This is a genomic window from Aneurinibacillus migulanus (genome assembly GCF_001274715.1).
GTDB lineage: Bacteria > Bacillota > Bacilli > Aneurinibacillales > Aneurinibacillaceae > Aneurinibacillus > Aneurinibacillus migulanus.
Genome location: NZ_LGUG01000004.1, coordinates 3564077 through 3578749 on the forward strand (window position 1 = coordinate 3564077; position 14673 = coordinate 3578749).

Consider the following 14673-nt stretch of genomic DNA (forward strand, 5'->3'; position numbering starts at 1 on the left):
GGTATTCGCTTCTACAGTAAAAGAGAACGGCTGGAATGTGCGGATTTTATGAAAATTGGACATCAGCTTATACCATAATATGAGCGCTCGCATAATATAATAGAAAAAGGAGAGGACAGGCATAGAAGAGCAGCTTGCAATCACTACCAATCACCTCGACCCTCGTTATTTATTCTCAGCCCAACTGAGCAGCTCTATTTACCCCTTCCTGCCTTTTCCTTTGCGAAAGGCGTAAGAAAGTATATGTTGCTTTATAGTAACATATACTTTCCATCATTCTTTTAAATCTTGTACGCCTTCATTGCTTTGCGAATTTCCTTCAACGATGGGCGCTTACCATACATAAGCACACCAGTACGGTAAATTTTTGCGGATAACCAACCAAAAAATACGATAGATACGATCATGATAAGCACCCCGATCCAGAACTCCCACCAAGCCGGATTGCCTGCTCCAATGCGCAGCAGCATCGATGTCGGTGTAAAGAACGGGATATATGAAGCTACTTTTACCAGTATCGAATTCGGTGTGGAAATGCTGAAGATCGCGATATAGAAAGCGGCCATCGACAGCATCGTAATCGGCATAATCGCTTGCGACAAATCCTCGGTCCGGCTCACAATGGAGCCCACGGCAGCGGACAATGTTGCATAGAGGAAATATCCCAGTACGTACAGTACCAATCCACCGCCGACAACTGACCAATCGATCATAGTGAAGTCGAAGTTCAGCGACTTAAGCGGTGCCGTATTATGCGGTAGCAGCAAATTCAGAACAACGACGGCAAGGAAGACTGCAATCTGTAATAGCCCAAGCAGGAACATGCCAATAATCTTGCCGAACATCTGAGCGAGCGGTGACACGCTCGTAATAAGAATTTCCATAATACGCGAACTCTTCTCCTGCGTTACCTCTGCAGCAATCATATTGCTGGTCATCGTATTTGACATAAAGAACAGTATGATAAGAACCATGACAACAATAATGGAGACCGGGTTCTTTTCCTTTGTTTCCCCCGCCTTCGCAATCAACTTTGAATCGACGGATACCGGCTGGCTCAGCTCGGCGATTTGCTCTGTTGTAAGCGAATCCTTGACAAGCCACTCCGTCTTAATCAGCGTAAAGGCATGGGTCAGTGCCGATTCTTCCTCCATTCCGAGCTCCTCTTCCCCATGATATACAATCTTCGGAAATGCTCCAGCCTTCTCTTCTTCCAATGTCAAATAGCCGTCAATCTTGCCAGCTTCCACTTCCTTGTTCAGCTTGGCTTCGGAAGCATCCTTATACGGAACGATCTTAAAGCTCGTTTTCTCTTGCTTCGCAAAATATTGCTCTAGCGATTTCTCAATGCTCGTAGCCTTTCCTTGCACAAGACCGATGGATGTCGGTTCATTACTGGAAAATAATGATATGATATAAGGCAAATTTACACCTAGACTAATGATAAGCGCTAAAATAATTGTCGTTACGATGAATGCTTTTGTCATCATCTTCGTGCGTAGCGTAAATCTGACAACCGTCCATACATTATGCATTTGACTCACCCCCAACCGCCTTGATAAAAATTTCGTTCAATGTCGGCTCCTTCAATTCAAACTGCTGTACGTTTGTCTGTGTCATTGCCACATGCAGAATGGCCTGAGCAACCGATTCATCCGTGATACGTAACCGATAGCCGTCATCCGTACGCTTCACATCGCTAACGCCGGCCATGTTCTGAAGCCCTTCCACCGGTCCACTTGTGCGCAGGATGATATGCTCACGCGGATAACGCGACTTCAGCTCTCGTAGCGAGCCTTGCAGAACCGCGTTCCCTTTTTGCAAAATGGTAAGGTTACGGCATAATTCCTCAACATGCTCCATCCGGTGCGTCGAGAAGAGGATGCTCGTGCCTTGGTCACGTAGCTCCTTGACCGTCTCCTTCAGGAGCTCTACGTTCACGGGGTCAAGCCCACTGAATGCCTCATCCAGAATAAGCAGCTTCGGCTTATGAACGATAGAAGCGATAAAGCCGATTTTTTGCTGGTTCCCTTTGGACAGCTCCTCAATCTTCTTATTATAGTTCTCCGGTACATTGAACCTCTCCAGCCAATACTTTAGATTGCTATCAGCTTCTTTGCGTGACATCCCACGCAACTGGGCCAGATAGACAACCTGTTCGCTTACTTTAATCTTCGGATACATCCCCCGCTCTTCCGGCAAATAGCCGAGAATACGGGACAACCCGTCATGGAACGGCTTGCCACTATAGTGGATGCTTCCCCCATCAGGATAGATGAGTCCAAGTACCATTCGCATCGTCGTCGTTTTTCCGGCACCATTCGCTCCAAGTAGCCCGTAAATTTCCCCTTCCTCTACTTCAAAGCTCAGACTATTAACGGCGGTCTTATCACCGTACTGCTTCACGACATCTTGTAACTGCAACGGCTTCATCGACGTATCGTTCTCCCTTCGTTATTTAACTCAATCAAATAAGCTAATATATCATCCAATTCCAAGCCTTTCGTCTGCAGTGTTGGGATTTCATTCTCCTGCAAAAAGGCTTCAAGTTTTCTTGCATTATTAGCAATGAGGCGTACGCCGTATCGCTCTTGAATCGCTCTTGCAAGCCCAGGTACGTGGTTATAATCTTCTGCTTCGCCGCCAACGAGGAATTCCTTCCAAGCATCGAACATTGCATCCTTCTCCACCATCTGCAACACCTGTCCCTTGTACATAAACAAGATATAGTCGGCAAGACGCTTTACTTCTTCAATAATATGTGTGGCAATGACAATCGAGCGCTTGCCATCCTGTAAATATCTGTGCATGTCATCAATCATCATTCGCCACGATAAGGGATCCAAGCCCGATGACGGCTCATCGAGCAGCAGCAATTCAGGCTGTGGGCTCATGGCAATAATCAAATCCAGCTTTCTACGCATCCCCTTGGATAATTTGTGAAGCTTCTGTTTCAGTGGTATTTCATATTTCGCCATATAGTGTTGATAGAACTGCCAATCCCACTTCGGATACCATTGTGCCGTAAATGTTGCAAGCTGATCCGCCGTCCAATCGTTATCATCTGAATTCGGATGCTCTCCAACGAACCCGATGCGTGTCTTTAATGCAGCATCGGGTTCCAGTTGAATCTGCTCTTGAAAGATAGAAATCGTTCCCTGATCGGGATGAACGAAGCCCATACACATACCAAGCAATGTCGTCTTTCCCGATCCGTTCGTTCCGACTATCGCCGTAACACAACCTTGCGGAATTTGAATGTTTAACGGGCCGACTTGTATATTTTCACGAGTCTTTACGACATCTTGAAACAAAATGACGTTGCTCTCTTTCACTATAGTCTCTCCCTCCTTACTCCGGTTTCGATTGCTCTCTATTTCCATTTCCGTTGAATCACATCTTGCAGTAGCTGCTCTAGCTCCTCTCTCGATATCTTGACCCGAATGGCAGCGTCAACGGCTTCTTCTAAAGCTTGCTCCACCGCGTGCCGTCGATAGCGATCCCGTTCTTCGACATGAACATGTGCAACAAATGTACCGGTCCCTTGCTTTGTTCGAAGTAATCCCTCATTCTCCAAATCTTGATACACCCTTCTTACCGTTATTACACTGCATTGCAATTGATTGGCAAATTCACGTATAGACGGAAGGAGCATTCCCCCTTCAAGATGGCCGCTTAAAATAAGCGCACGAAGCTGGTGTTTGATTTGGGCATACAACGGTTCCGAACTGTTTTCATTAATTTGAATAGGCATAAACACCGCTACTAACCACCTCCTGCTATCTAGACACATGCTCTTTTCTAAATCGTTCTATATGATATCCCGTTTGCGAATTCGATTGCTTGCTTCCGTGATGCCGAACATAAATACACAAGCGATAATGCCTAAAGCTAAAATGCTGCTTAACCATGGGTAATACTCGGCAACATAAATGACGGTTAATACGGCGCTCCCTCCCGACAAGGCAATGATAATCGAGATTACCGTGACTATACCTAGTGTGATGAAGATGTTCTTCATGAATTTCCTGCCGTTATAGCTTAACTCCATCATGATATAAATCAAACTAATAATCATAGCAAACGCAGTGAGCATGAAGGCGTAAGCAGCTATGGAAATCGGGGATAACTCTGTTCTAAGCTCGGAGCTGAAGATAACCTGGATAAGAATAAAAATGGACATATTAAGTGCAAAGGCGACAGCCATCAGCATAATACGCGACACCGCAATCGTACGAATATCAATCGGCAAGGTGCGCAGTTTCATCATCCATTTTGTATAAGAATCCTCTTGTAAATAGCGCATCGACCTGCGCGAGAAGAAAAATCCAAAATTCGGCAGTGTAATCATATATACAAAATCCAACATCCCGCTGAGGAATCGCAGCTTCTCCTCGTTTTCATCTAATAAGTGGTTTATCATAACCAAGCTCGTGACACCCATATACACACTAAATAGCAAAGTAAAAACGACCCCCCATTTAAAACGTACGAGATCCGTTCGGACGAGCGTCCATGCTTTGTTATATCGATTGCTCAATGTTCATCCCTCTTTCTGCGCCGAATTCATGGCTCCGTATCGTCGGTAGCCAGTGCCATATAGCGTACTGTATCTCCATAAGCACTGTGCTCACTGTATATATATTTATACACAGTATAATCACCGCATTTATTTATTGTCAATGCTTAACTGGAATTCCAGCACAAATCCATCAAGTGAAGGCTATATCCTATTCAAAAATAAAAATAAGCTATTCCCCATGTAATAATCTACAAAAAGAATAGCTTACTTTTGTCGCTTGAGAGGTATAAAAGTTTCTTATCTTAAATAAAACTAAATTTTATCTTTCTTTAGGCGAGAATACTCCGTATCGAAACTCCTTTTTGAGATGAAACGCCTTGGCACACTGGTGAGCCTTTTTTAAAATTACATAGCTGTTATTATTCGTCGTTTTAAGCATCTGATCGGCCCAGCGATAAGCTTCTCTAGCAAGAGACTTATCGCTTTCTCTGACGGCCAAGCTGATATCCAATAACGTTTCGGTCAAGCTTCTTCCCAAACCGGTACGTTTCCAGGAAGAAAAGGCTTTAAGCTCCTTCTCGCATTGCTTAACACTCTCAAAGGCTTGGTCCCATTCCTGTTTAAGCATATAGAGCTCTGCAAAGTTCAACCATAGTGACACTTTGTCAAACGGTTCTTCAGCATAAGGGAGCTGTTTTTCTAAATAGTACAGCGCTTTGTCGTATTCTTCAAGCTCTTTAGAACGATAATATAATAGGGAAAAATGGTTTTCCTCAGGTTTCAGAGACTCCTCCAGTTGCCTCAGTAATACTCTTGCTTCCTCAATATTACCAAATACGACAGCTCTGTCCATTAAAGTAATCAGACTCTCCTCTTCTATATTGGTGGGATACCACCTGACCTTGGATTGAAACCATTGTTCCAGGTATTCTGCAGTATACATCGTTTCTATTTCGTCTTGAATTTCCTGAAAATAAGAGCTAATCCGGTACAAATCATTCTGTTCCACATACTTTATCGTCTCTTCAATCCCTGCTGAGAACAAATACTCAGTGTCAAAACCATAATACGTATCAAAATTACATAATTTCGCCTGCTCGAACAATTGGATATGATTCACATATCTAAACTTTGCCAGCAAATAAGCCACGATATCCATCGATTCATAATGTCCTTGATACGGATGATACTTGTGCATATCGATTTCATTTTTCATCAAATATCGCAGGAGCGGTTTATCATTTTCAGTCAGGGTCGCATCGTATTGAAGCTGTATAATTAATGCGTATCTGCTCAACCCGTTGCTGTCATAGCCATAGACATCTTTGCATTTTTTATAATCGAATACGCTCCATAAGGCTTTTGAATGTTTAATGGTCTGTAATTGCTCCGATATTTCGTGTATTTCCACTCTATATTCTCCTTTACCTGGACATATACTGACCTGGCTACTTGTAAAAATCATACCGACTACAAAACAAGATACATTTCATATTGAGCCAGCGTATTTTTTATAAAGCTTTGTTTCTTTAAAAATCCTTCCAATAGACTATTATTAGGGAATCCGATAGAAAGGGTTGAAAGCTGTAGCTCCTTGGATACTGTTTGTAACAAGAAGGAAGCTACACCTTTGCCTCGAAAATTTTTATCTACGAAAAAAAAGCTTATTTTCCCATTTGTGCTAACGCAAATACACCCTGCCAGTTTTTTATTAAAATAGGCACCATAATATGTATTATTTTCTGCTTTCTCCATATAATCAATATCGTTTTGCCAATTTATATGGAAATGTAACCAATCCTGTATTCCATTTCGAAATTCATCAAACTGAATTTTCTTCACTCCTATACCTTCTACATTGCTAGTTATTAATTTCGATAAATCATTCAGATTATAATAGGATAAATCGTACACTTTTTCATAGCCAAGCTTCCTATAAAATTGAATGGCTCTATCATTTCCAACAATAACTTCGAGAAATAATTGCTTGCAGCCATTACGTAATGCTTCTTCTTTATGGAACTCAAAAAGTTTATTACTTACATTTTTACCTCGAAATTCAGGGTGTATCGCTAATGCTCCACATCGCATTGTTGGTATACCTTCGTACACTTTAATCCCGCCAAGAATGATTCCGATTGGTTTATTCTCGTTCAAGGCCACAAAAGAATTCTCTAGCTTATTTCCTTCTGGTCCAAGAAACCGTTTTATAAAATCTTCTTTCGAAATATCCATCTTTATCATGTAATCAGAAAAGCCAGCTTGAAACGCTCTATATACAGAGGTCAGCTCTACTTCGGTACATTTTTTATAATGAATCATACGTAAAATAAGTAGACCTTATATTTCTTCATATCCTAATCTACTTATTCATTCACTTCCTTTCTTTTAACAAATAAAAGGAGTATAAATGATGTTATGTCTTTTTCCGACCGCTCCCGCCTACCGCCCTTTCTTCTTCCATTACGAATAAGTAATCATATGAACATGGGACACCTTATATTTACAGACTGAACGTTCGGTCTATGAATATAATACTATACTTATTCTATATAATGGAAGAAAAAAATATTTATATAATTCATATTTTAATTATCCATATGGCTTTCAATATTTTGTAAAATTTATTCACTTTGCTTTTAAACGGCATTGTAATTTCTAAGCAGGGACTCTGGAACAAAAAGGATTTTAGATTCCCATGCTTTTTCTCTCGATAAATAAAATCGGGTGTGAAAAACCGTCAAGTTTCTCTACACCCGATTTAAAGTGCCATGTTGGCTCTTTATATACTCTTATGCATTTGATTTTTAACGACAGTAAAATTTCCCGTGATTGTACTCTCTAACACAGCACGAAACTATAACGACATTTATTTTCTTCCAGGAAATATAGCCAAGCTTTTCATCCCTTTACCTTAATATAAATCGACTTGTCATTTCCTGTAGCTCTTGTGCCATTTTATTCAGTTCCTGCGTGGCTGCTGTAACCTCTTCAACAGACGCTAATTGTTCCTCTGAAGCTGCTGCCACTTGCTGTGAATGATCCCGCGACATCCTTGCGCTATTTTCTACCTCTGTTACAGAAGCACTTACCTGTTCTGAACCGGCTGCCATTTGCTCTGAAGCTGCTGATACTTCTTGAATTTCAGAAGCGATATTTTCAATAACTTGCACAATGTGTTCAAATGCTTCTTCGGCTCCCTGTACAGTGGCAACTCCGTTTTTCACATCCTGAGTTCCCTTCTCCATAGTAGCTACAGCAATAGACGTTTCGTTTTGAATTTGTTTAATAATAAGAGCGATGTTTTCTGCTGATTCTTTCGATTGTTCAGCTAGCTTACGTACTTCATCTGCTACTACTGAAAATCCGCGACCCTGCTCTCCTGCTCGTGCAGCTTCAATCGCTGCGTTTAAAGATAGAAGGTTCGTTTGAGATGCGATATCCGTAATCACCTCTACGATTTTCCCAATCTCATTCGAACGTAGCCCTAATCGTTTGACTACTTCTGCTGATTCACCTACAGAAGATTGAATATCACGCATTTGCTCCATTGCTGCTTGTACGGTCCGATTTCCACTCTCCGCCTTTTTTGCTGCTTCATTTGAAGCTTCAGAAACAAAGGAAGACGACTCCGCAATTTTGTTAATTCCAATGGCCATTTCCTCCATTGCACTTGCGCTCTCTTCCATTCCTTTCACTTGTGTTTCTGCCGCATTGGCCACTTCCTGAATGGCAACCGCAATATGTTGGGTTGCCTCTGAAGTTTGTTCACTGCTAGCAGACAGTTCTTGTGCACTTGCTGATAAACTTACAGCACTATCGCTGACCTTTTTAATGATTGCTTGTAGTTGCGCTATCATATCGTTGAAATCAGCTGTTAACCTTCCAATCTCATCTTTCGACTGATAGGTCCCATATACGGTTAAATCCCCTTCTTTTGCCTTCTGCATTAAATTCTGGATGTCTTGTAAAGGGCGAGTAATCATACGGGAAAGGAATACACCCACACTAGAACATAAAACCAGTGATACTATCGTGAGTAATATGATAATCCATGTTGTCTGTACAGCAACTTTGTCACTCGCTTCATTCGTTTCTTTAGCCAAGTTTTGATTATATATGGACAGTTCCTCTAAAATATTTTTAGACTTTTCACTGATCGGAGTCACTTTAGAGACATATACTTGATAAGCTTCTACGTTACGATTATTTTCTGCCAAATCCAAAACTTCTTTTCTCATATTTCGATATACGTTTAGCGCCTGTTGAAAATCGGTCAATAATTGCTTTTCTTTTTCATCTACCTCTTTTTGATTTAAATGGAGCAACAATTCATCTGTCTGTTTGGCCTTTTCATTAATCGAATTTTGAAGCTTCCTGTTTTTTTGCGTATCTGTTGTCAACATTAGTTCAAGAATATAGGAGTCAATCTCTCTCATATTCGTACGTATTTCACCCACCCATCGTGCCGGAACGAGCCGTTTATTATAGGTTTCATCCAGGTATCCATTTGCCTTTTGAATTGAATAATACCCTGCACAACCAACAGCGATAAGGAAGATTCCTGCTAAAAAAATCAATCCAAATATTTTTCTGCTGACTTTCCAATTTTTCACTACACTCATAGAACAACCCCTTTTCTATAATTATTATTCTTTCTCCAATTAATAGGAGAAAATTCCCTCAAAAAACTACGTCTTAAATAATGAAACATGGTATATTTTGTATATTACATATTCATCCAAAAAAGTATCATGTATCACTACTCACTTACATTATCGGCTGTTTTTTTTAAAGTAAATAGTTTCGAAAATAATTTAACTCTATTTGAGACTATAAACTATATAAATTACACTTGATATTTTGACACGATAGCGTGGTTGGAAGGAGGCGATTCAGAAAAAGAAGAGGATTGGATACGCCCTACGCTCCAGCAGAAGAAAGGCAAACGTGCCTTTTTCCAACCGCTCCGCCCACCGCTCTTCCTTCTTTTCTTCCCTCTCACCACAAGAATTTGTCGATGTATCAAATCAGATGTATATAGTATGGATAAATCGTTTTTCTGGAATCATGATTGCTTGTTTTGGTATAGCCTCTCTATATGATAGCATTCTAAATTTTTAGAATATAAAGTGTGCGATCGTCCATCTATTTGAGGCATTGCTACATGCCTATCAAACGTTCGAAATCAACACATACGTTGTATACCGATTAAGCATCACAAATCTCATACATTTGGCCCGATGGCCAGACACACAATAGCAAAAACCCCCTCGTCTTGAGGAGGCCACTGAAAAACTAGCGTTTTTTAGAGTAACTAAATTGATTCATCAAAAAAGACGACTCTAATTCAGTATTTGAATGCAGAGTCGTCTTTTTCCCCGTTATCACTAGCTGTATCTCTCGCTTTTAACCCATTAGTTTCAATATCCTTTTCAAATTCACTGTAAATATAGCCATTGCCCCTTGTAATTCCATACCAATAAGACCCGAGGATGACGCCACATCATACCCGTGTCGGTGCTTTAACTCACTATTTTTAGCTTCAATTTTATATCGTTCTTTCGATTTTTCTTTAAAATACTCACTTTCTTGAAATTTTTCCTGTTCTACATGTTCGTTGGATTTAATACTAACAGAATAACTCTTGCTTTTGGCTCCTTCTTTATAACATCCTTCTTTAAAAGAACATCGCTTACACCTTTCAATATCAAAATAGTACGTATTTTTTTGATTTTTACCTACCCCTTTTTTTCCTTGTCGAGCTTTCCGGATCGCCATATGTCCTGCTTTACATACATACATTCCTGCATCTTTATTGAATTCAAATTCATCTTCCTTCTTTCGATTCCCTTGTGTAACGGAAGGATTTAATTTAGCGACTAATTTGATATCGTTCTCCTGACTATATTCAATATTTCCTTTTTCCGAATAAGCAGTATCACCAATTACGGTTTCAATCTCCATGCCAGCTGCCACACTTTTTTCAACTAACGTCTGTAATTGTTTTCCGTCATTTTTTTCACCGGTCGTAATGGTTGCGGCCGTGATCAGCCGTTCTTCACTCATGGCTATGTGTGTTTTGTATCCAAAAAACGAAGAATCCGCACTTTTATGCCCCACCTTTGCATCTTGATCTTCTGAGATCGGCAACGGTTCGATATCATCAGCGACGACTTCTTTAAGACGGTTTACCTGTTCCTTTACTTTTGGATACTCGGAAATACTGCCTTCCTTTTCGATCACGTCAATAAGCTTTTGACAGTAGTCGATCTCATCTTCCAATACATTCGTTGCGTTTTTGGCGGGGAACTTGTTTTTCATGGTTTCATCTAGGGTATATACGACTTTTCTCAACTTTTTTGAGTGATCCATCAGGATTTCTTTAGGGGACTTCTGATTGTACCGAGCTTTCGTATGAGTGGCATCGACGATAATGGCTTTACTTTTGATAATCCCCTTTTCAATGGCGATTTCTACAGTCTTATTGATCAACATATCCAAAAGGTCGATATCTTTTAAACGCAGTTTCCGAAACTTGGTCAATGAACTTGATTCAATCACAGACTCTTCAGGCGCCATTTGAAGAAAATACTTAAAAGACATGTCATATTTCGAACGTTCAACCACGTCGACATCAGACAAGTCATAGATCGACTTCAACAATAAATATTTGAACATACGAATCGGGTCGATGGCGTTTCGACCGTTATCAAGGCAATATTTATCTTTAAGCTCGTCATATAAAAAAGAGAAGTCGATCAGTTCGTTAATTTTTCGCAACAGGTTATCCTTTGGAATGACCAAATCATAAATAGCCATAAACGGACTGAAGATCATGGATTGTTGTTTTTGAATCATCGTAACCACCCGCATAAATTGATACCTTGATTATACAGAAAAAAGGTATAATCTCCTCACAAATGGAGGGATGATACCTTTTTTAGGTCAAGAGGACTTTTTCAGTGGCCTCGCCTTGAGGGGGATTGTTCTAATTGTTTGCCCCATTTTATTTACGTAGAGCATACTTTTTACTGTAGTTTTTCTTTTGCTTTATCAGGTATATCTTCTTTTTTTACCTCTTCATAAGAAGTAACTCCTTTTTCATCTTTTACATAAACACATAAGTAGGCATTTTCTTTAAATCTACGATCTTTTCCAGCTCTCATAAATGTAAGTGTCTTTTCTTTCCCATCCTTATCATAGCCAGGAAGGGTATATTCACCAGAATCATTTGGTTCCCCTTTAGTCTGAACATAATACTTTTCTGTACCAAGTTTGTTAAAATTCACATTTTGAATAACAAATAATCCGCCAAAAATAACAACAACCGCTATAACAGATATAATAGTTATAATTTTCTTCATTTTTTCTCCTCGTATCTATTTTGTTTTTATCACAATTTTGTAGTAAGAATTGACCGTTAGGAAATAATAAACAATGTAGGCAATTGTATATATGCCCATACATATAACGACCGGAAGAACTAAGTTTGTTTGCATTAAATTGGATAAAGCAGTTAAGGCAACAGCGCAATGAGCGATTCCAGCAAGTAAAGGCAAAGCAAAGATAAATAACATTTGTTTTGCGATTGATTTACGCACTTCCTTTTTCTTTACACCAATTTTGTATAAAATTTCATAACGGCCTTTATCTGCGCCAGCTTCCGTTAACTGTTTAAAATAAATAATGCTACCCGTTGCTGCTAAGAACACTAATCCTAAAAATCCGCCCATGAAGATCAGTAGCCCCGATGATTCAAGACCGGCAGAGTAATCAGCATAGAAGCTTGACAAGTTTGCTTTCTCTGGAACAAGTGCTTGTACATCTTTGGACAATTGTTTTGCATCATCATCATTTGTAATTTTATAAGCTTCTACGTTCAGCGGCCTTATTTCAGACTGTAATTGGGCAAATAACTCATCACTTACGACAATAGAATTTTGAATAGTATAAAGGTTGAATACACTATATTTCTTGAAATCTGTAAACGTAATGTGTTGCACCTTTTTGTTCGTTTTAAACGAGATGCTTGAACCAACATATTTTGGTGAAATACTATCCATATAGGTTGCGTCTAAGACAACCGCTTCTTCACCTTTTAAAGTAAGATTCTCATTACGTTTTTGCTCTTTTGCTAATTTGTTAAAATCGTGATTTGAAATAAGCGTATACCTCATTTCATTTCCATAAAATTCATTTTTAAAGCCCGTAATGTCTGCCTCCACTTCCAGTGTGAGGATTGCTGCATGATAAATGACTTGATGATTTTTATTTTGACTCATAATGTTTTGTACTTTTTGTGAAACTTTGTTGTTTGTATCTATAAACATGAAGCTATTTGGATTGAATTTTTCGGCATTCGTTCGATTGTTATAATACATGCTATACGCCGTACAAACAGCGGTTAATGTTGTTGCACTAAGTACAGCAATAATCGTTAACGTCCGAGCATTTCCTTTCATGCGATATAAGAGTTGCGATGTTCCAATGATATTAATGCCTTTCCAATAGCTCTTTTTGTTTTTTCTCGAAAGTTTTAATACATATACGGTCAATGTACTAAATAAGAAATAAGTGCCAAGTATAACGGTTACTAAAATGACCATCGGTGTAACCATAAAGCCAAGCGTTTTCCAAACTTTTGAATCCATTAAGTTTTGAAGAGCAATCCAATATCCTGTGCCAATTAAAATAATGGACAGTAAGGCGACAATGAAAGATGCCCTTGATTCTTTCTCGCCTTCTTTATCAGCTTGGAATAGCTCAATTAATTTAAAGCGATAAATTAATCGATAGCCTTGGAATGAAGTAATCAATGTAATCAGTAAAAAAACAATCACTGTATTTATGATTGCGGCAACTGAAATTGAAAAGTTCCCAACTACTTCATAGCCCATAAGTTTCATTAATAGTGCGACGAACAACTTTGATAATACAGAACCAACAGCAATCCCGATAATAAGTGCTAAAAGCCCCATAATAAAATTTTCATAAAAAAGCATTTTGCCAATTTGTTTTTTTCGAACACCTAGCAAAGAATAAAGCCCAACTTCCTTTTTGCGTTTTCTTGTAAAAAAGGAATTCGAGTACCAAATAAAAATCGCCACGAAAATCATTAACACGACCGCTGCACCACTAAATGCAGAACTAATTTTTGTAGAACCATCTGAAGTCGCTTGAATCGTTTTATCATATTTTAATGAAACGAATGTAAAATAAATAACAATGCTAAAAATCATCGATGCAAAGTATAAAAAATAATTACTAAAATTCATCTTGATATTTTTTTTCGCGATACTAAATAACGTCACTATGCCCACCTCCAAGTGAAGCCAGGACATCTAACACCTCTTGGAAGAATCCCTTGCGAGTTTGCCCCTCTTTATAAAGCTCCTTATAAAGCTGACCGTCTTTGATGAACACGATTCGTTTACAAAAACTGGCCGCAAAGGCATCGTGCGTAACCATCATAATGGTTGATTTATTCCTTTCATTTAATATGCTTAAGCTTTCTAATAAACTTGTGGCAGATTTCGAATCTAATGCACCCGTTGGCTCGTCTGCTAAAATCAAGCTTGGATTTGCCACAATCGCTCGAGATGCAGCAGCACGCTGCTTTTGCCCACCGGAAATGTGGTACGGATATTTATCTAAGATTTCCCGAATGCCAAATGTATCTGCTATTTTCTCGACCCGCTTTTCAATTTCCTTTACCGGCACGTTAGATAAGGCAAGTGGCAGTAAAATGTTTTCTTTCACTGTTAACGTATCAAGTAAATTGTAGTCTTGGAAAATAAATCCTAGCTTATCGCGGCGAAAGTCCGATAATTGTTCTTCTTTCATCGTAACGATATTCTTACCGTCTATATTGATTTCACCCGATGACGCTGTATCAATGGTGGAAAAAATATTTAAAAGCGTTGACTTACCTGCACCAGATGGGCCCATGATTCCAACAAATTCACCTTCTTTAATCTCAAGATTGATATTCTTTAGTGCTGTAAAAGCACTTCCTTTTGAACCAAAGACTTTTTCTACATTTTTTGCCTGTAAGATTGTCTTCATCTCATTGCCCTCCATAAATTCTTTCTTGCAATAACCTTTACATGACTGGCTCATCACGTGTTACAGTTTAAAACACCACCATT

Annotated in this window: 13 protein-coding genes; all 13 read right to left on the minus strand. The window is 39.2% G+C overall.

What is annotated here, in order from left to right:
* Positions 1 to 281: 281 nt before the first annotated feature.
* The 13 genes from AF333_RS18840 to AF333_RS18895 all read right to left on the minus strand — a co-directional run bounded on the left by AF333_RS18840 (position 282) and on the right by AF333_RS18895 (position 14590).
* Positions 282 to 1535, minus strand: a complete 1254-nt coding sequence (locus AF333_RS18840; protein WP_043063731.1) for an ABC transporter permease — start codon at positions 1533 to 1535, stop codon at positions 282 to 284.
* Positions 1528 to 2433, minus strand: coding sequence for an ABC transporter ATP-binding protein (locus AF333_RS18845; protein WP_043063732.1), 906 nt, complete (start codon positions 2431 to 2433; stop codon positions 1528 to 1530). Before AF333_RS18845 ends, AF333_RS18840 begins: the two co-directional genes overlap by 8 nt.
* Positions 2430 to 3335: an ABC transporter ATP-binding protein gene (locus AF333_RS18850; RefSeq protein ID WP_052811690.1), complete on the minus strand. Its 906-nt coding sequence runs from the start codon at positions 3333 to 3335 to the stop codon at positions 2430 to 2432. Before AF333_RS18850 ends, AF333_RS18845 begins: the two co-directional genes overlap by 4 nt.
* Before the next feature lie 38 nt (positions 3336 to 3373).
* Positions 3374 to 3760, minus strand: a complete 387-nt coding sequence (locus AF333_RS18855; protein WP_043063734.1) for a GntR family transcriptional regulator — start codon at positions 3758 to 3760, stop codon at positions 3374 to 3376.
* A gap of 51 nt (positions 3761 to 3811) precedes the next feature.
* Positions 3812 to 4540, minus strand: a complete 729-nt coding sequence (locus AF333_RS18860; RefSeq protein ID WP_043063735.1) for a hypothetical protein — start codon at positions 4538 to 4540, stop codon at positions 3812 to 3814.
* 301 nt (positions 4541 to 4841) lie between these two features.
* Entirely contained in the window at positions 4842 to 5933 is a 1092-nt protein-coding gene (locus AF333_RS18865) for a hypothetical protein (RefSeq protein WP_043063736.1), read from the minus strand.
* A gap of 59 nt (positions 5934 to 5992) precedes the next feature.
* Complete coding sequence (locus AF333_RS18870; RefSeq protein ID WP_043063737.1) at positions 5993 to 6844, minus strand: GNAT family N-acetyltransferase; 852 nt, start codon at positions 6842 to 6844, stop codon at positions 5993 to 5995.
* Positions 6845 to 7431: 587 nt separating this feature from the next.
* Positions 7432 to 9147, minus strand: a complete 1716-nt coding sequence (locus AF333_RS18875) for a methyl-accepting chemotaxis protein (RefSeq protein ID WP_043063738.1) — start codon at positions 9145 to 9147, stop codon at positions 7432 to 7434.
* 224 nt (positions 9148 to 9371) lie between these two features.
* Positions 9372 to 9551: a hypothetical protein gene (locus AF333_RS35765; RefSeq protein ID WP_235496602.1), complete on the minus strand. Its 180-nt coding sequence runs from the start codon at positions 9549 to 9551 to the stop codon at positions 9372 to 9374.
* A 380-nt stretch (positions 9552 to 9931) separates the two neighbouring features.
* A complete protein-coding gene (locus tag AF333_RS18880; protein WP_043063790.1) occupies positions 9932 to 11383 on the minus strand; it encodes an IS1182 family transposase in 1452 nt (483 codons plus the stop codon).
* Between the two features lie 170 nt (positions 11384 to 11553).
* Positions 11554 to 11889, minus strand: coding sequence for a YxeA family protein (locus tag AF333_RS18885; RefSeq protein ID WP_043063316.1), 336 nt, complete (start codon positions 11887 to 11889; stop codon positions 11554 to 11556).
* Between the two features lie 15 nt (positions 11890 to 11904).
* On the minus strand, positions 11905 to 13836 hold the full coding sequence (locus AF333_RS18890; RefSeq protein WP_043063317.1) for an FtsX-like permease family protein: 1932 nt from the start codon (positions 13834 to 13836) through the stop codon (positions 11905 to 11907).
* A complete protein-coding gene (locus tag AF333_RS18895) occupies positions 13823 to 14590 on the minus strand; it encodes an ABC transporter ATP-binding protein (RefSeq protein ID WP_043063318.1) in 768 nt (255 codons plus the stop codon). The genes AF333_RS18890 and AF333_RS18895 overlap by 14 nt, the downstream gene beginning before the upstream one ends.
* Positions 14591 to 14673 lie beyond the last annotated feature (83 nt).